Raw genomic sequence first — 21692 nt, forward strand, 5'->3', positions numbered from 1 at the left:
CATTCCGGTACTACTCAACTGCTATGGATTGCAAGACATCATAAAAACTTGTTTGACCTGAGTTGACTTTTTCAAAATGCTGAACCCAGGGCGTTCTGTGTTCAAAGCCGTCTCCGTGGGTTAACGCCAACGTACAAAACAAGGTGACATCATTCGGCGAGACGATTCGATAGCTGTGCGCTGCAGCAATGTTCTTGCGCAAGAAGGACACGCGGTCGGAGCCAACCAGCGCCTCAAAATTTGCGGGCATGACTGCCTCAAGTAACATGGCCACCTGATCGATCTCACTGGCGTCGATCAGCGCGGCCTCCTGTGTGCTCGTCAAGCCGAGCGGAATCTCCGGCGAATCGGTTTCGAGAAATTCGCTCGTTTGAAGCTGGACTTGCCCCGCCCTGTCCACCCACCACCAAGCGCGGGCCGGGCTGAGGAACGCCACCTTCTGGGACGGGCTCAGAGTGTTCATTAATGATTCGAATACGCGCCCGTCAAAGAACCGCAGCAGCATTTCTACGCCATCTGGAAGCGATACGTCCAAGCGCACAGCCAATCTCCGATTCAATGCCTGAAGATCAAGTGGAGAGTGCAAGAACGTCATCGACGAGCTATAGCGAGCCCGTTCAAAAATAGGCGTCATGCACGACCTGGAGACTGCGAGACTGTGCGCCGTTCGTATTGGCACGAGGATTGGTGCGACTTCGAGCGCGCCCTCGTCGCGGGAACCTTGGAAAAGGCTCGACCACGCGACCTTAAATTTGTTCAGGTGACCCGTGAGACCCGGATGGCCGCCGTGGTCGATCAATGCGTACAAGTGATGAGGTGCCGCGTTGCCGAACTCTGCCGAGAGCGCAATTACGTTGTTGTAGCTAACGTCCATCTACCTATCCCTGAAAAACGTTAAACGGCTGCCCTTGGAATGTAAAGCTCGCCACACTCGCCACACCCTTTCGCGCGCGTATTCTTTTTTACAGACAACTCGCCATGGCCGGATTGAAATTGGTCAGCTCTTATATGCATAACTTTTGTCTGCGAGCAAGAAAAATAAGACGCAGCTGAAAACATTTACTATTATACAAGAGGCGGGCTTAAATGTTTAAGATGCTGCTACCGATTGCGTCACCTTCGTGGTGCGAGCGGCTCTCTACGTACTTGGTACTAAAGAGGAGGAAGCGACCGTGAAAATGAACGGGCGGGACACCTCACTACCTGGGACGGTGGGAGCGCAGCGATGGGATTAATCACAGTAGTTAGTACTCGCTAACCGCACACTCGTTCATTTTCCGGGCTTGCGAAAAGTCAAGGCTGTGCACGCTAAAAAATGTCAAAAAAATTAGGGTGAAGATTCCGCATTGCTATTGCGTGTGCCGGGTCGAGCCACTACAATTAGTTCTAACTTTTCATCGATGTACTACATCTAGTGGTCTCAAGAGAACTTCACCCAATATGCATGATGTCGCTGCCTTTGAAGTTCTAGTTCCAGGGATCACGCCATATTACCCAATGTAAATAGATTTTCCCGCCGCTAGCCGGGCAGGAATGGTCTATTTTTGTTTGATTAACTTGTTATAACAATCGGCGCAGCACAACTGCCCGCCGTTCCAGGAGGTCCCATGCAGACAACCCAAGATACTTCGCCGGCATCCGCCCATACGCCGGCAGCAAACAAGGCCGTCGAGAATTCTCCGGCCGCCATTGCCGCCAGCGGTGACTACCGCATCATCCGCCGCAACGGCGCCGTAGTCGCGTTTGAACCGTCGAAGATCTCGGTAGCCATGACCAAGGCATTCCTCGCCGTGACCGGCGGCCAGGGCGCCGTGTCGGCCCGCGTGCGCGAACTGGTCGAACAGCTGACCAACAATGTGGTGGCCGCGCTGGTACGGCGCCAGCCATCGGGCGGCACCTTCCATATCGAAGACGTGCAAGACCAGGTGGAGCTGTCGCTGATGCGCTCGGGCGAGCATGACGTGGCCCGTGCCTACGTGCTGTATCGCGCCAAGCACATGGAAGAGCGCCGTCTGCAAAAGGCGGCCCAGGGCGCCACTGCCCAGGCCGACGAGCCGCGCATCCATGTGACGGAAAACGGCGAGCGCCGCATGCTCGACATGAACCAGGTGCGTGACCTGATCAACGCCGCCTGCGTGGGCCTGGAAAAGCACGTCGACGCCGACGCCATCCTGGCCGAAACGGTCAAGAACCTGTACGACGGCGTGCCGGTCGAAGAGCTGCACAAGTCCGCCATCCTGGCGGCGCGCGCGCTGATGGAAAAGGACCCGGCCTACTCGCAGGTCACGGCCCGCATCCTGCTGCACACCATCCGCAAGGAAGTGTTCGGCCAGGAAGTGCCACAGGCGAAAGCGGCTGCACACTATATAGAGTACTTCCCGCAGTACATCGCCAAGGGCATCGAGAATGAACTGCTCGACCCGGCCCTGGCCACCTTCGACCTGGCCAAGCTGGCCCGCGCGCTGGTGGCCGACCGCGATCTGCAGTTCGGCTACATCGGCCTGCAGACCCTGTACGACCGCTACTTCCTGCACGTACGCGACGTGCGCATCGAAATGCCGCAGGCTTTTTACATGCGCGTGGCCATGGGCCTGTCGCTGCGCGAAGCGAACCGCGAAGCGCGTGCCATCGAGTTCTACAACCTGCTGTCGTCGTTCGACTTCATGAGCTCCACGCCGACCCTGTTCAATTCGGGCACGCTGCGCTCGCAGCTGTCCTCGTGCTACCTGACCACCGTGTCGGACGACCTGGAAGGCATCTACGACGCCATCAAGGAAAACGCCCTGCTGGCCAAGTTTGCCGGCGGCCTGGGTAACGACTGGACCCCGGTGCGCGCCCTGGGCGCCCACATCAAGGGCACCAACGGCAAGTCGCAAGGCGTGGTGCCGTTTCTGAAAGTGGTCAACGACACGGCCGTGGCGGTCAACCAGGGCGGCAAGCGCAAGGGCGCGGTATGCGCCTACCTGGAAACCTGGCACATGGACATCGAGGAATTCCTCGACCTGCGCAAGAACACGGGCGACGATCGCCGCCGCACCCACGACATGAACACGGCCAACTGGATTCCCGACCTGTTCATGAAGCGCGTGATGGAAAAGGGCGACTGGACCCTGTTCTCGCCATCGGACTGCCCGGACCTGCACGACAAGGTCGGCCGCGCCTTTGAGCAGGCTTACCTCGGCTACGAAGCGAAAGCTGCCGCCGGCGAGATCCGCGTATTCAAGAAGGTAGCCGCCCTCGACCTGTGGCGCAAGATGCTGTCGATGCTGTTTGAAACGGGCCACCCATGGATCACCTTTAAAGATCCATGCAACATCCGTTCGCCGCAGCAGCACGTGGGCGTGGTCCACAGCTCGAACCTGTGCACGGAAATCACCCTCAACACCAACGAGAGCGAGATTGCCGTGTGCAATCTGGGTTCGGTCAACCTGCCGGCCCACATGAAAGAAGGCAAGCTCGACGCCGTCAAGCTGCAAAAGACGGTGCGTACCGCCATGCGCATGCTCGACAACGTGATCGACATCAATTACTACGCCGTCGACAAGGCACGCAATTCAAACATGCGCCATCGTCCGGTGGGCCTCGGTATCATGGGTTTCCAGGACTGCCTGCACATGATGCGCGTTCCGTACTCCTCGCACCAGGCTGTCGAGTTCGCTGACCGTTCGATGGAAGCTGTCTGCTACTACGCCTACCTGGCGTCGACCGAGCTGGCCGAAGAGCGCGGCCGCTATGAGTCCTACACCGGCTCCCTGTGGGACCGTGGCATCCTGCCGCAAGACTCGGTGGCCCTGCTGGCCGAAGAGCGCGGTGGCTACCTGGAAGTGGACAATTCCTCGGCCATGGACTGGACCGTGGTGCGCGAGCGCATCAAGCAGTTTGGCATGCGCAATTCCAATTGCGTGGCCATCGCCCCGACCGCCACCATCTCGAACATCATTGGCGTGTCGGCCTGTATCGAACCGACCTTCCAGAACCTGTACGTGAAGTCGAACCTGTCGGGTGAATTTACTGAGATCAACTCCTATCTGGTGCGTGACCTGAAGGCGCGTGACCTGTGGGATGAAGTGATGATTGCCGACCTGAAGTATTTCGATGGCTCGCTGGCCAAGATCGACCGCATTCCGCAAGACTTGCGCGACATCTATGCCACCGCCTTTGAAGTGTCGCCAAGCTGGTTGGTGGAAGCGGCGTCGCGCCGCCAGAAGTGGATCGACCAGGCCCAGTCGCTGAACATCTACATGGCGGGCGCCTCGGGCAAGAAGCTGGACGAGACCTACAAGCTGGCATGGCAGCGTGGCCTGAAGACCACCTACTACCTGCGTACCATTGCTGCGACGCACATGGAGAAGTCAACCTCCAAGACCGGCGCATTGAATGCGGTGGCAGTGGACGGCGGCATGTCGGCCAGCGCCATGGCAGCCGCCGGCGGCGCGCCGGCACCAGCGGCTTCGGCAGCGTCGGCCACGGCCGAGGTGGAAGAGGGCGCGGCATGCTACCTGCGTCCGGGCGATGATGGCTTCGAGGAATGCGAAGCTTGCCAGTAATCACAGCGGGCGCGGGATTGAAAAGTTCCGCGCCGCGCACACATACAGTTTGAACTGCACTATATAAGAGGAATAATTATGTTGTCATGGGACGATGAAACCGCCAGCGCGCCAGCCGCGCGCCCAGCGCCGCTTGCCGCCAGCGAAGCCGCACCGGCCGAGGCCGTAGCCAAGCGTGTACACGCCGACGACAAGCGCATCATCAACGGCAAGACCGACGTCAACCAGCTGGTACCGTTCAAGTATAAATGGGCCTGGGACAAGTACCTGGCCGGCTGTGCCAACCACTGGATGCCGCAGGAAGTAAACATGCAGCGCGACATCGAGCTGTGGAAGAACCCCAACGGCCTGACCGATGACGAGCGCCGCCTCGTCAAGCGCAACCTGGGCTTTTTCGTCACTGCCGATTCGCTCGCCGCCAACAACATCGTGCTGGGCACCTATCGCCATATCACGGCGCCGGAATGCCGCCAGTACCTGCTGCGCCAGGCGTTTGAGGAAGCCATCCACACCCACGCCTACCAGTACATCGTGGAGTCCCTGGGCCTGGACGAGGCCGAGATTTTCAATGCCTACAACGAAGTGAAATCGATCCGCGACAAGGACGAGTTCCTGATTCCGTTCATCAACACCCTGACCGATCCGGCATTTACCACCGGCACCGTGGAAAACGACCAGAAGCTGCTCAAGTCCCTGATCGTGTTTGCCTGCCTGATGGAAGGCCTGTTCTTCTACGTGGGCTTCACCCAGATCCTGGCGCTGGGCCGCCAGAACAAGATGATGGGCGCAGCCGAGCAGTACCAGTACATCCTGCGTGATGAATCGATGCATTGCAACTTTGGTATCGACCTGATCAACACGATCAAGATGGAAAATCCGATGCTGTGGACGCCTGCCTTCAAGGAAGAGATCAAGCAACTGTTCCTCAAAGCCGTGGACCTGGAGTATGCCTACGCCGAAGACACCATGCCGCGTGGCGTGCTGGGCCTGAACGCGACCATGTTCAAGGGCTACCTGCGCTTCATCGCCAACCGCCGGGCCCAGCAGATCGGCATCGACGCGCTGTTCGCCCAGGAAGAAAATCCCTTCCCGTGGATGAGCGAGATGATCGACCTGAAGAAGGAGCGTAACTTCTTCGAGACACGCGTGACCGAGTACCAGACGGGTGGCGCGCTGAACTGGGAGTAATCCTCAGCAAAAAAACCGGCAATGCCGGTTTTTTTTCGCCCTTGGCGGGCCACCCCGTCCGTCGCAGCCAGTGCAGCGGGCCAGGCCCATGGCGCAGCCCCAGCGCGGTGCGCGCGTCATCGATTGACACGGCCGGCGGGCCACGCCGATGCGTGCTGACCCAGTGATTCTTGCCGGACGCCGGCAGCCCCGCCATCATGGTCACCTGCGAACCGGCGTTCTGGTGGTGGACGAAGTCCGGCCCGATGCCGGCGCCGCGGAAATAAGCGAGCCGGTATGGCAGTTGACAGCAGTCGGCAAATGCCTTGGGCGTGCCGTAACAGCCCTCTTCACGCGCCAGTACGCGAAACAGTTCAATGTCGACCAGACAGTCCTGCTGCTTGGCGTAACGCCGGCCTTCCATGTCGGCCTGGGCCACAGCCGCCAGCAGCCGCAGGTCCAGTGCATGCGACAGTTTGCGGGCCAGAAACTCTGCACCTTGGCCGGCTTTGCCGCCCGCCAGAACAAAATACGCACATCAATGGCGAGCGCCGGCGCGTAAATGTCCACGCCGTGGGTCAGCTGATTGGGAATGAACGGTTGCCGGGCGTGGTGCATGTTCGCGTCCAGGATCGCCTGCACGAAATCGCTGCGTACCCATTCGGTGGCGGCCGGTCACCATGCCATTGTCTTCAATCTTGATGTACAAGCCTTTGGCCAGGTCCGATTTGTGGGCCTGGGACCAGCTTTGCGCCGTGTCCAGTCCCTGGCGCCGCACCACTTGCTCGGCCGCGGCCCGCCAGGGCGCTGTCTTAGCCAGGGAGGGCTGCAGCAACTGCAGCAGATCGGCCCGGCGTACAGCACGGCACGGACAGCACCGGCGCTGCTTCCACCAGCATCGCACGGGCCGCGGTCGACAGGAAAACCTGGCGTGCGCGGTCGTACATATCAAGCTCGCAGAACAGATGCGGCAAGTTGTCATAGAAAATGCTGTGCCTCTTGGCCATCCATTCGCCATACATGATGTAGCTGTCGCCGAGGGCGTCAGCAGCGCGTTCTCTTGCGCCGCGGCCCAGCGTTTGAGGATCTCGAACTGGCGCTCGCGCCTACCGCCCCAAGATAGTGGCCACGGCGTTTCAGCAGCAGCTCAGCAGCACTGCTGAAACCGACACCGGCATTGGCGCCGTCGAGCTTTTCCTCGACCACGATAAAGCGGCCCGCCAGGCTGCCGTCGCCAGCCTGAAGTTGTGAACCCTGCAGATGCCGGGTGGAAGGGTATTGGTGTACTGCCAGATTTTGTATGAAGTTCGTCATGAGATGCGCCGCGACAGTGAAGGGAACTGACGAACAGGAAGGAACTACACCGGTCCCACGGTGGAGATCTGGTTGTTGACCAGGCGGGCAGCACGGATTGACGAGCGATCCTGTGCCGGCATCGCTGCTCCCTGCATTTTGAGGCCACGGTGTCGTGCGCTCATGGTCCTCGATGAGGCCTTCGCCGACACTTACTGGTCAGCGGCAAATGCGCGTACCGGCACGCGCCCGTGCACGATTGATTTCGCATGCGTGCGAATGTGGAAAAATCCCAACGCTTCTCACCGCGATTGTCGTCGTCACACGACAAAGAGCCGCAGCACCCGTTGCCGGTCTCGGACATTTTTCAGCGTGTGATGTCGCGTGCAGCGCAGGCAAATTTTTGGACGGTAAAAGGTGCCGCGCGGCGCCTTCGATCAAGCGTTTTCGGTGGCTCAAACATGGCTGCATCGGGCGTGTCGCGACCGCTGATTTGGCGCGACGCAGGTGCCGTGCAAATACAGATGCGGACGATGATCGAGGGTCGGTTGAGCGCCACCGCATCCGCTTGCGTGACATCTCATCGCTTGGCCTTGGCGCGGCCGATTGCGCGCCTGCGACCTTGCCGGAGCGGGTCCTGATGCGGCGTGAAAAACTCCCCGCGCCTCGCGTCAGAAAAAATTTGCGTGACTAATCAATGCATTGCGATTTTTGCGCCAGCGTCGCGGCGCGCGCCGGCGTCGCGCTTGCGCTGCTATCCCCACTTCGCCGGCACTGCGCGCGCGCGCCGCACAAGCCGCGCGCCTGGCCGATACGCGGTCCCCGATCAAGGCCGCAAGATGCCAGTTCATGCGCGGCCATGGCCCATGCCAGGGCCGCACATTCGCCACCGCGGCGGCCTCGCAAGCACTGCCGTTTGATGCGTGGTGCGCGTGCGTTGGACGCGCTGACAATGAGCGCGCGATGTGCAGCGCGCGCGCCGCAACTGAGGCGCGCATGCGCGCGAAAAAATGGCGCGTTGAAGGAAGCCTTATGTGCGTTGGGCGCGTTCGGCGCAAAAAAAAGTAAACGAATGCGCGCGCGCCAGTTGCGCACTGACAAGGTTTTCGTGTACTTTACGTGATTGAATTTGTCGAAACGTGAACGCAGTTTTTTTATCGCGCGCGCAGACAAAAACCGATCGAACATGGGACGCTGATTCAACCAGATATGCACGTGACCTCTACGAAAAAAAATAGCCGCACTGCCTGATCCTGTTCAGGCATGGCGGCTTTTTCTTTTCGGGTTATGGCTTGTCGCGATGGTAGTCAGCGCACTGGAAGTCCAGATTTGTCGTTCCCGGTTGAGGAATGACTGAAGCTGAAGTGCTGCAAAAGTGAGGAGTTGCAGCAGTTCAGCTGGTGCCGAATTCATTAGCATAAACAGGGAACACGTTTGTGCCGATGAATAATTCGCCTGACCTAGTTACGGGTCGGACGGGTTTTAAATCTTGTAGCGTGATTTTTTCCCATCGCAGATGAAGGAGAACCCAAATGGCAACAGCCGCTAAGAAACCAGCAGCAAAGAAGACAGCCGCGAAAGCCGCTGCCGAGAAACCAGCGAAGAAAACTGCAGCCGCCAAGCCAGCAGCAAAGGCAGCAGCCAAGCCGGCCGCCAAGCCAGCAGCGAAGAAGGCGACAGCGACCAAATCGGCCGCCAAGCCAGCAGCGAAGAAGGCGACTGCCACCAAGTCGGCCGCCAAGCCAGCAGCAAAGAAGGCCACGGCAACCAAGTCGGCCGCCAAGCCAGCAGCAAAGAAAGCTACGGCGACCAAATCGGCCGCCAAGCCGGCAGCAAAGAAGGCCACGGCAACCAAGTCGGCAGCCAAGCCAGCAGCAAAGAAGGCTACGGCAACCAAGTCGGCAGCCAAGCCAGCAGCAAAGAAAGCTACGGCGACCAAGTCGGCCGCCAAGCCGGCAGCAAAGAAGGCCAGCGCGTCCAAGTCGGCCGCCAAGCCAGCGGCTAAGAAGGCTAGCGCGTCCAAGTCGGCCGCCAAGCCGGCAGCAAAGAAGGCCAGCGCGACCAAGTCGGCCGCCAAGCCGGCAGCCAAGAAGGGCACTTCGGCAACGAAGTCCGCCAGCAAGTCGTCCACCAAGTCGGCAGCTGGCAAGTCAACTGCATCGAAGTCGGCTGCCAAATCGGCTGCGTCGAAGTCAACCGCGTCCAAGTCCACCAAAACTGCAGGCAGCAAGGCAGTTACTAAAGCAGCAGCAAAGCCAGCAGCGAAATCTGCCGCCAAGCCAGCCGCAAAAAAGGTGGCGGCTAAGCCAGCAGCAAAAAAGCCTGAAGCCGCTGCGGCCAAGCCAGCAGCGGACAAGCCAGCGGTAAAAGCGGCGGCCCCCAAGAAGGCAGCCGCGCCGAAGGCAGCTGACACGGCCAAACCAGCTGAGGCATCAAAGCCAGAGGCAGCCAAGCCAGCGGCAGCACCAGCGGCCCCGGCACCAGCCGCTAAAACTGTTGTCGCTCCTGCAGCAGCATGGCCTTTCCCGACCAGCAGCCGTCCGTAATTGGCAGGCTGTGCCTCGATAGGGCAAAATACCGCTGTGTGATACTTGTCACACAGCGGTTTTTTTTAAGGAATCCCCGTGCATCCTGATCTGTTCCGTATTCTCCAGTTGATTGTCAACGCTGCCGCCGTGATCCTCGGCGGTGTCTTGCTGCTGCGCTTCTGGATGCAGGCCGTGCGCGTCCGTCCGCCCGCCTCGATTTCCCAATTTACCTTCACCCTCTCGGACTGGCTCGTGCGCCCCTTGCGCCGCATTGTTCCCGGCGTGGGTGGTTATGACTGGGCCAGCTTGCTGGGTGCCTTCCTGGTGGTGGCGCTGGCAACCTCGCTGGTATTCCTGGTCGGCGCCAGCTTTGGCGAGTTCGTGCGCATGGCACTGCACCGGTTTATCACCTGGATGGTCTACGGCCTGATTGCACTGATGATCATCGAAGCGGTGTTCAGCTGGATCAATCCGCATGCGCCGCTGGCGCCCTTCGTGCGCGCGCTCAACGAGCCGGTGCTGCGACCGGTGCGCAAGGTCGTGCCGCCTCTGGGCGGGATCGACTTTTCCATGCTGGTGGCCATTATCCTGCTGCAGATTTTCCTGATCCTGCTCGACATGGTATTTGGCTTGCGGTGAAAGCGGCCTGGTGTTCGACGATCCCGGGCGGGGTGCGCCTGGTGGTGCAGCTCACGCCAGGCGCCAAAAAACAGGAAGTCGTCGGCGTGGTGGACGGCTCGCTCAAGCTCAAGCTGCAAGCGCGGCCCATCGAGGGCAAGGCAAACGAAGCGCTCATCAAATTCCTCGCCACCGCCCTGTCCGTGCCGCGCGCTTGCATCACCATCACCAGCGGCCTGACCAATCGACGAAAACTGATCGACATCCAGTCGGGGGAATTGACGCAGGCCAATATTGAAAAGACCCTGCTAGGCTAGGCTGGGCTTTTTTCTCAAGGCTTGCCATGTCCCGAATCTCTTTGGTCCGTCAGCTCTCGCGGGCTGCGCTGTTTGCTCTCTCCATTCACGCGGCTGCGCTCGCTCAGCCGGTCTCCAGCCTTGAGCAACTGCTCAACGACAAGCAATACGCGGCCTTCCATCTGCGCGCCGACCGGGAAGCGCCTGGCAATGCGGAAGCGTCATTCTTGAAGGGCAAGTCTTTCCATCTGGGACTCGGCGTCGAGCAGGACCTGGCCGCGGCCCGCTTGTGGTACGGCGAAGCGTTCGACCTTGGCTCGGCCCGGGCCGCTCACAACATCGGCCGCATACTGCTGGATGAGAAAGCGCCAGATGAGGCGATTGCGTGGTTCGAGAAAGCGCTGGCCATGGGACTGAAGAAGCCGACGCTGTTTAACTTGGGCAAAGCCTACACGCCCACGCCGCCGCGCTTTCCGCAAGATATCGAACATGCCATTGTGCTCGCAGAGAAGGCTGCCCACTACTACGAGCAAGCCTACCTGATCGACCCGCAGGTGGACACAGCGGCGCTGGTGGGGCGCTCCCTGGTGCAGGTGGTCGACTATTCGCGGGTGCAGAAGGAGCAGGACATGCCCGCCGGCAGGCGCGATGTGGCCGCCAGCAGGGCCGGTGCGATCAAGTGGCTGACATTGGCGATGAATCAGGGATCGGCCGCCGCTGCCACCAACTTTGGCACCATGCTGTTAATGGAAAAGAATGAGGCCGACGCGCGTCCCTTGTTCGAGCGGGGGGCAGCGGGCGGCAATGCCATGGCCCATTACCAGCTCGGCCGCATGGAGAAACAGGAAGACGAGGCATCCAGGGCGCGTGCCCTTGCCGCCTTTGAAGAGGCGGCCCGGCTTGGGTCAAAAGAGGCGGGCTATTACCTGCTGCCCATCTATCAGGAGATGTTCGAGGCCGCCCAGTACAGTTCGGCAAAGCTCGAGGTGCTCGCCAACAAGCTCGCCAGGCTGGATCAGGAAGAGTGGGGCAGGGAGCTGCAGTCGGTGCGCAAGCTGCAAACCTGGCGGAAATTTCTGAGCGTGGAACAGGCAAAGGCCGCGTCCCTGCCTGCGCTGCCGGTGCGGCTCAAGGCGTGTGGCTTGCTCAACGGCCAGGAATTTGAACGCCCCTATCACATGGTGGAGGGCGACTGGAACCTGGTGGCTTACCACGTGGGCGACGTGGAGCCGACCCCGACAGGCATCATTGGCACTACCAGGCAGGGCTGTGCGGTCCTGCCTGGGCCATTTCCGGACCGGCTGCGACAGCAGATGAAAAAGGGGTCAATCTTCGCACTGCAATTTATCGGGATCGCCTTGCCGTTGAAAATGACGGTGAACAAGCAGCACATCGCACTGGGCCTGCATCCACGCGAGGTTGCGCTACCAGTCGATCCTTCATTTGGATTCTAGGCAACGCATCGCTTAGCCGCTGCCCGCACAGCATGCGACGGCGGCGGCGCTTCCGCTCAGGCTTTGCCGCCTGCGTTCTCAGGCGCTGTAGCGGTAGCCGAACTCGGTTTCAAAACGGTCGGCAATCTCGCTGGCCGTTGCCACATGATTCTGTCCACCCTGGTGGGCAATCTTGATCGCGCCCATCAGGCTGGCCAGGCGGCCAGCGGTCGGCCAATCGTGACCGTTGACGATGGAAAACAGCAAGCCGGCGCGGTAGGCATCGCCGCAGCCGGTCGGGTCCACCACGGCATCGGCCTGTACGCACGGGATTTCGTGGCGCTCGCCCTTGGCGTAGATTTCCGACCCCTTTTCGCCGCGGGTGACGATCAGGGCATCGAGGCGACCGGCGATGTCGGGCAGAGACAATCCGGTGCGGTCCATCAGCATCTCGAATTCGTAGTCATTGGCCGTCAAATAGCTCGCTTCGTTGATGAACTCTATCAGTTCAGCACCGCTGAACATGGGCAATTGCTGGCCCGGATCGAACATGAACGGGACCTTGGCAGCGGCGCAGTCACGCGCGTGCTTGAGCATGCCTTCACGGCCGTCCGGGGCAATGATGGCAACCCGCAGCGGTCCAACATCGGCCACATTGTTCTCATGCGAGAACTGCATCGCGCCCGGATGGAAGGCATTGATCTGATTGTTGTCGAGGTCGGCCGTGACGAAGCACTGCGCCGTGTACGTATGCTCAATCTTGCGGATGGCCCGGGTGGAGATGCCGAGCTTGTCGAAGCGCTCCAGGTATTCGCCACCGTCCTGGCCAATGGTGGCCATGATCAGGGGATCGCCGCCCAGCATGTTGAGGTTGTACGCAATATTGGCCGAGCAGCCGCCAAACTCCGTGCGCAGGGTCGGCACCAGGAAGGAAACGTTGACCTTGTGCAGCTGATCTGCGAGCAGGGTTTCGCCGAAACGTCCGTTGTACTGCATGATTTTGTCGAACGCGAGCGAGCCGCAGATCAGGGTGGTCTTGGTCATAAGAGAGCCTTAAGGGTAAAAGACGGCGATGTGAAAGCCCGACGCCTTCACTTGTTTGAGTTCGAACTGGATCTTGACGGGTTGCTCCGAACGGCCGGCAAAGCCTTTGGACGCGGCCACCGTGGCCGGCAGGTATTGTGCCGGCGTGAATACGCGGCGTACCACCGGTTTGTCATTGGTGTCGGTCAGCTCCAGCTCGATATGGGGCCACGCCTGGACCAGGCTGCCTTCGTTGCGCAACAGGGTGGTCAGCTGGAAGCTGGTGGGCGACAGGGATTGCAGCTCGCCAGTTTCCATGGCGAGGTTTTCAATCTGGGCAGGTAGTTCCACCTTGCAGCCAAGTACCTTGCAGCTGGCGCCCATGGCAGGGGCGAGCGCGGGGTACTGTGCGGCCAGCGTATTGCGGAAATTCGTCACGACCTGGGCCAGCAGGATCACGGTCAGGACGGCGGAACCGGCGCCGAGGGTGAGCCTGCGGCGGCGCGCGTTTTCTTCCTTCTCCCGGTGCAGGCGGACAAATTCCGGCTCGTCCGGTTCCGCCGGCGGTTCATGGCGCACGACAGGCACCACCAACGGCGCAACCGGTTCCGGCTCCGGATCGGGCGAGGGCGCCGACTCGCGCACCAGCGGCAAAGGACCGAATTCAAGGTCGTGATGGTGCGGGTGATCCAGTTCGTGCGGCGAAGGCCAGTCTTCCGGCTCGTCCACGGGTGGTGCAGGCTCGTGTTCCGCAAGCACGGCGGGATCGAGTTCCAGTTCCAGCGAAGGCTCGGGGTCGTACTCCGGTTCCGGGGCCAAAGCAGGTGCGGCCGGCGGCTCCGGCTCAAGCTTACGCTCAGGCTCGGGCTCGGGCTCAGGCTCAGGCTCAGGCTCAGGCTCGGGTTCGGGCTCAGGCTCACGCTCGGGTTCAGACTCCGGCTCCGCCTGCAAGGCTTGCTCCGGTTCGGCCCACGGTTCCTGAACCGCTTGGGGTGCAGGCTCCGGTGCCGGCGGCACCAGCTCGGGCAGCGACTCGGCCTTGACGGCGCCGTCTGCAGGCTCATCGAGGCTGGCCTCGGCCCAGCCTTCCGGCTCCGACAGGTCATAGTCGACCGGGTCCGGCTCGCTCAAATCGTAATCGAGGACGTAGGCAGGTTTAGGTGGCGGGGGAGGGGCGGCAGTCTCAACTTCGGTCAGCTCTTCGGCCATGATGGTGTGGCCGGCAATGTCGCCCTGTTCTTCGACCGGGACCACGGGTTCATGGCGCCGCTGTTTGACGACGGTATCGAGTTCGACCAGCGAAGCATTGCCATCGAAAACCTGGCTGCACGTGCCACAGCGCACAATACCCCCGCGTAACTTCAACTGGTCGGCGGCGACCCGGAAAGTCGTCTTGCAGTGGGGGCAGCGGGTGGCGAGGGCCATGCCTTTACTGACCGCGGGCGGGGAGGGCGGCCTGGGCGCCGAGCTGTCCTTGCAGCGCCACCCAGCCATCCTGTTCGGCCCAGACGCTCAGCTTGATGAACGGGGCATAGGCTTCGGCCACTTCTTCAGCCTGGCGCGCCAGCACGCCGGACAGGATCAGGAAGCCGCCCGGGGCCACGCGGCCGGCCAGCATGGGCGCCATCACCTTGAGCGGGCTGGACAGAATGTTGGCAACCACGGTATCGAACTTGCCCCTGGCATGTTGCTCCTTGGCCGACACGGCGAAGTCATCCGGCAGGTAATAGTCGATCTCGCAGTCGTTGCGGGCCGCGTTCTCGCGCGCCGATTCAATGGCTTGCGGGTCGATGTCGACCCCGGCCACGTCGCCGGCGCCCAGCTTCTTGGCCACCATGGCCAGGATGCCGGAACCGCAGCCGTAGTCGAGCACGGTCTTGCCGGGCGCGGGATGCGCTTCCAGCCATTCCATGCACAGGCGGGTGGTGGGATGGCTGCCGGTGCCGAAGGCCAGGCCCGGATCAAGTTCCAGGATCAGCGCGTCAGGGTCCGGTGCCTCGTGCCAGCTGGGCACGACCCAGATGTTCTTGCCGATGTGGATGGGCGCAAACTGGGATTGCGTGAGGCGCACCCAGTCTTCGTCCGCCACCTCGCGCGTGGTAAAGGCAGGCGTGGCCGCCAGGCCGATGGCAGCAGCTGCCTCGGCCACAATGGCGGCCTGGTCGGCATCGACATCGGTCAGTGCCACCACGCGGCTGTGGTCCCACGCCGCTTCGGACGGCACCATGCCAGGTTCGCCAAACAGCGGGCGTTCCTGGTCGGTCCCTTCGTCTGCATCCTCGACGGACACGGACAGGGCGCCCGCTTCCATCAAGGCGTCGGACAGGCTTTCCGCGTGATCACGGGCGATTTCGATGACAACTTCAGTCCAGCTCATGTGTTCCTTAAATCCTTAACCTTTGTCGGCCAGCGCATTCACCTTGGGCAGGTCCGGCTTGTCGGCCAGCTTCTGTTCCAGGTAGTGAATGTTGGTGCCGCCTTCAATGAAGCGTGCATCGATCATCAGTTCGCGGTGCAGGGGAATATTGGTGAGGATACCCTCAACCACCATTTCCGACAGCGCGATTTGCATGCGGCGGATGGCCTGCTCGCGCGTGGCACCGTAAGCGATGACCTTGCCGATCATGGAATCGTAATGCGGCGGCACATAATAGCCGGCATACGCATGCGAATCGACGCGGATGCCGGGACCACCAGGTGCATGCCAGGACACGATGCGGCCTGGCGAAGGCGTGAACTTGAAAGGATCTTCAGCATTGATGCGGCACTCGACGGCGTGACCGGAGAGCATGATGTCGCGCTGGCGGAAACGCAGCTTTTCGCCGCTGGCGATGCGGATCTGTTCCTGCACGATGTCGATACCGGTGATCATTTCCGTCACCGGATGTTCCACCTGCACGCGGGTGTTCATTTCAATGAAGTAGAACTCGCCGTTTTCGTACAAGAATTCAAAGGTGCCGGCGCCGCGGTAGCCAATCTTGCGGCACGCCTCGGCGCAGCGGTCGCCGATCTTTTCAATCAGCTTGCGCGGAATGCCCGGTGCCGGTGCTTCCTCGATGACCTTCTGGTGACGGCGCTGCATGGAGCAGTCGCGCTCGCCCAGCCAGACGGCGTTCTTGTGTTCGTCGGCAAGGATCTGGATTTCCACGTGGCGCGGATTTTCCAGGTACTTCTCCATATACACTTCCGGATTGCCAAAGGCGGTACCGGCTTCGGTCTTGGTCATGGCCACGGCGTTGAGCAGGGCCGCTTCCGTATGGACCACGCGCATGCCGCGCCCGCCGCCGCCGCCGGCAGCCTTGATGATGACCGGGTAACCCACGCGGCGCGCGGTCTGGATGATTTCCTTCGGTTCGTCGGGCAGTGCGCCTTCGGACCCCGGCACGCATGGCACGCCGGCGCGGATCATCGCCTGCTTCGCCGACACCTTGTCGCCCATCAGGCGGATCGACTCGGAACGGGGGCCGATGAAGACAAATCCCGACTTTTCCACGCGCTCGGCGAAGTCGGCATTTTCCGACAGGAAGCCATAGCCGGGGTGAATGGCTTCGGCATCGGTCACTTCGGCGGCGCTGATGATGGCCGGCATGCTGAGGTAGCTCAGGGACGACGGCGCCGGGCCGATACAGACCGACTCGTCGGCCAGCTTGACGTACTTGGCATCCTTGTCGGCTTCGGAGTGCACGACAACAGTCTTGATACCCATTTCGCGGCAGGCGCGCTGGATGCGTAGCGCGATCTCGCCGCGGTTGGCAATGAGGATTTTTTCAAACATGGTCGTCGATCAGCCAATCACAAACAGAGGCTGGCCGAATTCGACCGGCTGGCCGTTTTCAACCAGGATCTTGGTGACCACGCCCGCGACGTCGGCATCGATTTCGTTGAGCAGCTTCATCGCTTCAATGATGCACAGCGTGTCGCCTTCCTTGATATTGGCGCCAACTTCCACGAACGCCGGCGAACCTGGCGAAGACGAACGGTAGAATGTACCAACCATGGGCGACTTGATCACGTGGCCGGTCTGTTCGGGGGCGGCCACGGCAACCGGTGCTGCGGCAGGGGCGGCCGGGGCCGGGGCGCCTTGCGCCGGTGCGTAATGCTGCTGCATGTTTTGCGGCTGCATCATGACCATCTGGTTCTGGCCCATCGCGCCCGACTTGACGATGCGTACCTTGCTCTCGCCTTCGGTCACTTCAAGTTCTGCGATGTCCGACTCTGCGACCAGGTCGATCAGCGTCTTGAGTTTTCGTAAATCCATTAGAACCCCTTGGAATTATTTTGATTGTAGTTGTGTGCGGCCTGACCGTTGTAAGCGTAACCGCGCAATTGCTTGAAGATGCCAGGAGATTAACGCTTTTTCATCGCGAAGTCGATGGCAAATCGATATCCTTCCGTGCCGAGTCCGCAGATGACGCCCAGCGCGATGGAGGACAGGTAAGAATGGTGGCGGAATGACTCCCGTTGATGCACATTCGAAATATGCACTTCGATGAAGGGGATCGCCACCGCCGCCAGGGCATCGCGCAGCGCCACGCTGGTATGGGTGAGCCCGCCCGGATTGATGATGATCGCGTCCACCCCTTCGCGGCGGGCCGCATGGATGCGGTCAATCAGGAAGCCTTCGTGATTGCTCTGAAAGCACATCAGGGTCGCCCCCGCCGCGCTGGCCTGGGCCACCGCCGCCTGCTCGATATCGGCCAGTGTTTCCTTGCCATAAATCTCCGGCTCGCGCGTACCCAGCAAATTCAGGTTGGGACCGTTCAGGAGCAGAAGTTGATTGGCCATAATTTAGTGGTTTGTTCCTGGCGGACGCGCGAAAGTCCCGCATTTTGCCGACAACTGTTCCCATTGGCAAGCGAAAAAAAGCGAGCGATTGATCGGTAAAAGGCGGGGTGGAAAGGTCCTCGCGGCCGTCAGAGTTTGGCCAGGTCGGCTTTCAGTTCGTCGAACTTGAGCTTGCCCAGATATGTCTTGCGGACCTGGCCATCGGCGCCAATGAGGACAGTATAAGGCAGGCCGCCCTGCTTGTTGCCAAAATCGCGCGCCAGTTCCGTGCCGGACAGACCGGCCACATATAAGGGGTAGGAGATCTTGTGCTTCGCGGCGAATTCGGCGATGTTGGCTGGCGAATCAATGCCGATGCCTATGATGTTGATGTTTTTTGCTGTGCTCTCGGCGGCCAGCTGGTCCAGTTCAGGCATCTCTTGCACGCAGGGTGCGCACCAGGGGGCCCAGAAATTGACCACAAGCGCCTTGCCTTTCCAGCGCGACAGGGAATGATTGGCCCCGGTCGCGTCATTCATGGACTGGGCAAACATGGCTTGCACCGGCGTTTGCGGCCCGGCCGTCGGGGCCACGGTCGTGGTCACGGGATCGGCCTGTTTGGTGCGTACGCCCATATACAGGCCCAGGCCCAGGAACAGCAGGGCGATCGCGCCATAGGCGAGAGCATTCTTCTTGGTCATTCATTGTCCTCGGTTGATTCGGTAACAGGTGATGCCGCCATCAGTTCGCGCAAGGTGGCGGCGTCGGCACGCACCATGCGGCCTTCGCGCGGCTTGAGCGCGCCGCGCAAATCATTGAGTTCATACAGTTCCGCATGCACGCCCTCCTTGTGCCACATGAAGCTGACCGTTTCCACCGGGTCGTAGCGGGCACCCTTGAAGTGGGGTGTCTCGGAAATCTCGATCTCGACATTTTTATCAAGCAGGAAGATCTGGACTTCCTTGGCGCTTTCGGCAAACAGCTGCAAATGGATATCGTCGTGTTCACCGGCCGTGCCATTGAGCACCGGGCCAGTCAGATAAGGCTTGAATTCGGCCAGCGCGTCCATGACCTGCAAGGCGATGGTGCGCAGACGCAGCAGGCGAGCCGGCTGGGTGTCACCCTGGAACAGGGCCTGGTAGCGCCGCACTTCGTCTTCTATTTCAGTATCGTCGGGCAGCACATTGGCCAGCGCCGCGCCGTCACCGACCAGCTGGCTGGCCGCCTTGCGCTTGGCCACGGCATAGTCGGCGCCATCTTGCGCCACCATGCGCGCGGCAAGCGCTGCAATCTGGGCGCGCAGTTGCTGAAGGTCGTCTATGGATTTGGGAATCATGATTGAGATATTACCTTGGAATCGAAAAAAGCATGGCGTCGGGTAAAATCCCGTATTCATCCATTGGTCCTTCACTATCATGCATATTCATATCCTCGGCATTTGCGGCACCTTCATGGGCGGGCTGGCAGTTCTCGCCAAGGAAGCCGGCCACAAGGTCACCGGCTGCGACGCCAATGTCTACCCGCCCATGAGCACCCAGCTCGAAGCGCAGGGGATTGAACTGATCCAGGGTTTTGGCGCCGACCAGGTGCAGCTCAATCCGGATTTATACGTGATCGGCAATGTGGTCTCGCGCGGCAATCCCCTGATTGAAGAAATCCTCAATCGCGGCCTGCCGTACATGTCCGGCCCGCAGTGGATTGGCGAGCATATCTTGCGCGACAAATGGGTGCTGGCCGTCGCCGGCACGCACGGCAAGACCACCACCTCTGCCATGCTGGCCTGGATTCTCGAAGACGCAGGGTATGCGCCGGGCTTTCTGATCGGTGGCGTGCCGCTCAATTTCGGCATTTCGGCCCGCCTGGGGGGCAGCGGCGCCGACGGTTCGGCATTTTTCGTGATTGAAGCGGACGAATATGACACCGCCTTCTTCGACAAGCGCAGCAAGTTCGTGCATTACCACGCCAGGACGGCCGTGATGAACAATCTCGAATACGACCATGCCGATATTTTCCCCGACATCGGCGCCATCGAGACCCAGTTCCATCATTTGGTGCGTACCGTGCCGGCCATTGGCCGCCTGGTCGTCAACGGCGACGAAGCCTCGCTCGCGCGCGTGATCAAGCGTGGCTGCTGGAGCGAGCTGGAACGCTTTGGCACCAGCGAAGGCGTCAACTGGACCATGCTGGAGCAGCCGGGCGGGAACTTCGATGTCGTCTTCAATGGCGACACCGTCGCTACCGTCAACTGGGGCCTGACCGGCAAGCACAATCGCACCAACGCGCTGGCCGCGATTGCCGCTGCGCGCCACGTGGGCGTGCCGGTGCAGCAGGCGGCCGAGTCGCTGGCGCGCTTTGAAAACGTCAAGCGCCGCATGGAAGTGCGCGGCGTGGTCAAGGGCGTGACGGTGTACGACGACTTTGCCCACCATCCCACGGCCATTGCCACCACGGTGGGCGGCCTGCGCCAGAAGCTGGGTAGCGGCGAGGGCGCGGGACGCATCCTGGCGGTACTGGAGCCGCGCTCGAACACCATGAAGCTGGGCGCGATGAAGGATGCGCTGCCGGGCAGCCTGCGCGACGCCGACCTGGTATTTGGCTTTGGCAGCCAGCAGGCACTCGGCTGGAGCATTGCCGACGCCCTGAAGCCATTGGGCGAGATCGCCCACAGTTTTGACCAGCTCGACTTCCTGATCCAGGCCATTCTCGATGCGGCCCGTCCGGGCGACCATATCCTCGTCATGAGTAATGGCGGCTTTGGCGGCATCCACCAGAAACTGCTTGAGGCGCTGGCCAAATGATCCTGTATTTGCACGGCTTTCGCTCCTCGCCCAAATCATTCAAGGCGCGCGTGGTGGGCAAGCGCATGGCAGAACTGGGGCGCGCGGCAGAGCTGATCTGCCCGCAGCTGCCGGCTTCGCCCCAGGCGGCCATGGCACTGATCCATACGCTGATCGACCGCTATCCGGCGCATGAACTGTCGATCATCGGTTCCTCGCTCGGCGGCTATTATGCAACCTGGCTGGCCGAAAAGATCGGCTGCCGCGCAGTGCTGCTCAATCCCGCCATCGTGCCGCTTCAGGACCTGGACGCCCACGTGGGCGTGACCACCGCTTACCATTCAGACGAGCCGTTTGAGTTCAAGCGCGAATACATCGATGAACTGCGGGCCCTGGCCGTACCGCGCATCACCCAGCCCGAGCGCTACTTCCTGATTGCCGCCACCGGCGACGAAGTGCTCGACTACCGCGACATGGTGCGCCACTATGCCGGCGCGCGCCAGCATGTGATTGAGGGCAGCGACCATGCCATTTCCGAGTTCCCCGACTACGTCGACCAGGTGCTGGAGTTTTGCGTGCAGACCGACCCGGCCAGGTGGCACGCACCACTACGCAGCGTGGAAAGTGACGATGCCGTCCGGCGGGGCGCCGCCTCTTGAGGGCCGGCACGCTGCGCCAGGCGCGCTGGCATCGCCACGCGCTGGCCATTGGTGCGCCGCCCGCGCTGCGCTCCTGGCTGCGCGAGTCCGGTTCGCTGACGGCGCGCCTGACCGCTGCCAGCACCGTCTTTCGGGTGCAGCGCCTGCACCAGCACACCGCCCTGTGCCTGCGCGACGAGGCCGCGGCAATCGGCATGCGCCGGCCCGGCCGGGTGTGGGAGCGCGAAGTGCTGCTGCGCTGCGATGGCGAAGCGGTGGTGTTTGCGCACACGGTCGTGCCGATGTCGGCCACTGCCGCCGACTGGCCGCTGTTCAATGCCCTGGGCGAGCGCTCGCTGGGCAGCACCCTGTTTTACGACCCGCGCGTGGTGCGCGGCGAACTCGAATTTGCGCGCCTGCGCGCCGGCCACCCCCTGATGCAGCGTGCCCGCGCCGCCCTCGGGCTGGACGAGAACACGGTCTTATTCGCGCGGCGCTGCCTGTACCGGCGCCGCCGCGGCACGCTGCTGGTAACCGAGGTGTTTTTGCCGTCGGTACTGGCACTGGCCGCACCCCGGCATAACACTACAAATATAAAGTAAGCGTCC

The 21692-nt window shown here is 61.2% G+C and carries 20 protein-coding genes and 1 pseudogene; 9 read left to right on the forward strand and 12 right to left on the reverse strand.

The features are described from left to right. Positions 1-10: 10 nt before the first annotated feature. The gene (locus KY495_RS12315; RefSeq protein ID WP_219879729.1) at positions 11-874 is read right to left on the reverse strand and encodes a DUF4123 domain-containing protein; all 864 of its coding nucleotides are present in this window, start codon (positions 872-874) and stop codon (positions 11-13) included. Between the two features lie 733 nt (positions 875-1607). On the opposite strand from KY495_RS12315, the gene KY495_RS12320 reads away from it, so the two are divergent. From KY495_RS12320 to KY495_RS24075, 3 genes are all read left to right on the forward strand, one after another. After that, a complete protein-coding gene (locus tag KY495_RS12320) occupies positions 1608-4547 on the forward strand; it encodes a ribonucleoside-diphosphate reductase subunit alpha (RefSeq protein ID WP_219879730.1) in 2940 nt (979 codons plus the stop codon). A 78-nt stretch (positions 4548-4625) separates the two neighbouring features. Then, positions 4626-5735: a ribonucleotide-diphosphate reductase subunit beta gene (locus KY495_RS12325; protein ID WP_219879731.1), complete on the forward strand. Its 1110-nt coding sequence runs from the start codon at positions 4626-4628 to the stop codon at positions 5733-5735. A gap of 148 nt (positions 5736-5883) precedes the next feature. Further along, positions 5884-6276: a hypothetical protein gene (locus KY495_RS24075; RefSeq protein ID WP_229518667.1), complete on the forward strand. Its 393-nt coding sequence runs from the start codon at positions 5884-5886 to the stop codon at positions 6274-6276. On the opposite strand, the pseudogene KY495_RS12330 reads toward KY495_RS24075, so the two are convergent. The 3 genes and pseudogenes from KY495_RS12330 to KY495_RS12340 all read right to left on the reverse strand — a co-directional run. Beyond that, a pseudogene (locus tag KY495_RS12330) lies at positions 6267-7028 on the reverse strand (RNA ligase family protein); the annotation flags it as partial. The gene KY495_RS24075 and the pseudogene KY495_RS12330 overlap by 10 nt on opposite strands. A gap of 669 nt (positions 7029-7697) precedes the next feature. Then, positions 7698-8195 (reverse strand): hypothetical protein, encoded by a 498-nt coding sequence (locus KY495_RS12335; protein WP_219879732.1) that lies wholly within the window; start codon positions 8193-8195, stop codon positions 7698-7700. 205 nt (positions 8196-8400) lie between these two features. Continuing rightward, positions 8401-9420, reverse strand: a complete 1020-nt coding sequence (locus tag KY495_RS12340) for a hypothetical protein (protein ID WP_219879733.1) — start codon at positions 9418-9420, stop codon at positions 8401-8403. A 241-nt stretch (positions 9421-9661) separates the two neighbouring features. Between KY495_RS12340 and KY495_RS12345 the strand changes: the two genes are divergently transcribed. The 3 genes from KY495_RS12345 to KY495_RS12355 are packed head-to-tail and all read left to right on the forward strand — an operon-like array spanning position 9662 to position 11903. Further along, complete coding sequence (locus tag KY495_RS12345) at positions 9662-10174, forward strand: YggT family protein (RefSeq protein WP_219884227.1); 513 nt, start codon at positions 9662-9664, stop codon at positions 10172-10174. Beyond that, positions 10171-10470, forward strand: a complete 300-nt coding sequence (locus KY495_RS12350) for a DUF167 domain-containing protein (protein ID WP_219879734.1) — start codon at positions 10171-10173, stop codon at positions 10468-10470. Before KY495_RS12345 ends, KY495_RS12350 begins: the two co-directional genes overlap by 4 nt. Before the next feature lie 26 nt (positions 10471-10496). Further along, entirely contained in the window at positions 10497-11903 is a 1407-nt protein-coding gene (locus KY495_RS12355; RefSeq protein ID WP_219879735.1) for a tetratricopeptide repeat protein, read from the forward strand. Between the two features lie 78 nt (positions 11904-11981). Here KY495_RS12355 and KY495_RS12360 read toward each other — a convergent pair whose 3' ends face one another. The 8 genes from KY495_RS12360 to KY495_RS12395 form a co-directional block, all read right to left on the reverse strand. Next, complete coding sequence (locus KY495_RS12360; protein ID WP_219879736.1) at positions 11982-12926, reverse strand: carbohydrate kinase family protein; 945 nt, start codon at positions 12924-12926, stop codon at positions 11982-11984. Between the two features lie 9 nt (positions 12927-12935). Then, positions 12936-14330, reverse strand: a complete 1395-nt coding sequence (locus KY495_RS12365; protein ID WP_219879737.1) for a DUF3426 domain-containing protein — start codon at positions 14328-14330, stop codon at positions 12936-12938. A gap of 4 nt (positions 14331-14334) precedes the next feature. Continuing rightward, positions 14335-15282 (reverse strand): 50S ribosomal protein L11 methyltransferase, encoded by a 948-nt coding sequence (gene prmA, locus KY495_RS12370; protein WP_219879738.1) that lies wholly within the window; start codon positions 15280-15282, stop codon positions 14335-14337. A 15-nt stretch (positions 15283-15297) separates the two neighbouring features. Next, a complete protein-coding gene (accC, locus tag KY495_RS12375) occupies positions 15298-16680 on the reverse strand; it encodes an acetyl-CoA carboxylase biotin carboxylase subunit (RefSeq protein WP_219879739.1) in 1383 nt (460 codons plus the stop codon). A 9-nt stretch (positions 16681-16689) separates the two neighbouring features. Further along, positions 16690-17163 carry an acetyl-CoA carboxylase biotin carboxyl carrier protein gene (gene accB, locus KY495_RS12380; protein ID WP_219879740.1) on the reverse strand — a complete coding sequence of 158 codons (474 nt, stop codon included), beginning with the start codon at positions 17161-17163 and terminating at the stop codon, positions 16690-16692. An 89-nt stretch (positions 17164-17252) separates the two neighbouring features. Beyond that, positions 17253-17690, reverse strand: a complete 438-nt coding sequence (gene aroQ, locus KY495_RS12385) for a type II 3-dehydroquinate dehydratase (protein WP_219879741.1) — start codon at positions 17688-17690, stop codon at positions 17253-17255. Positions 17691-17818: 128 nt separating this feature from the next. After that, a complete protein-coding gene (locus KY495_RS12390) occupies positions 17819-18370 on the reverse strand; it encodes a TlpA family protein disulfide reductase (protein WP_219879742.1) in 552 nt (183 codons plus the stop codon). Further along, complete coding sequence (locus KY495_RS12395) at positions 18367-19005, reverse strand: hypothetical protein (RefSeq protein ID WP_219879743.1); 639 nt, start codon at positions 19003-19005, stop codon at positions 18367-18369. Before KY495_RS12395 ends, KY495_RS12390 begins: the two co-directional genes overlap by 4 nt. A 115-nt stretch (positions 19006-19120) precedes the next feature. Here KY495_RS12395 and mpl point away from each other — a divergent pair, with 115 nt between their 5' ends. The 3 genes from mpl to KY495_RS12410 are packed head-to-tail and all read left to right on the forward strand — an operon-like array spanning position 19121 to position 21686. Next, entirely contained in the window at positions 19121-20467 is a 1347-nt protein-coding gene (mpl, locus tag KY495_RS12400) for a UDP-N-acetylmuramate:L-alanyl-gamma-D-glutamyl-meso-diaminopimelate ligase (RefSeq protein ID WP_229518624.1), read from the forward strand. Beyond that, complete coding sequence (locus tag KY495_RS12405) at positions 20464-21105, forward strand: YqiA/YcfP family alpha/beta fold hydrolase (protein WP_219879745.1); 642 nt, start codon at positions 20464-20466, stop codon at positions 21103-21105. The genes mpl and KY495_RS12405 overlap by 4 nt, the downstream gene beginning before the upstream one ends. After that, complete coding sequence (locus tag KY495_RS12410) at positions 21102-21686, forward strand: chorismate lyase (RefSeq protein ID WP_219879746.1); 585 nt, start codon at positions 21102-21104, stop codon at positions 21684-21686. Before KY495_RS12405 ends, KY495_RS12410 begins: the two co-directional genes overlap by 4 nt. Positions 21687-21692: the final 6 nt, after the last annotated feature.

Source organism: Massilia sp. PAMC28688 (assembly GCF_019443445.1).
Taxonomy (GTDB): domain Bacteria; phylum Pseudomonadota; class Gammaproteobacteria; order Burkholderiales; family Burkholderiaceae_D; genus Telluria_A.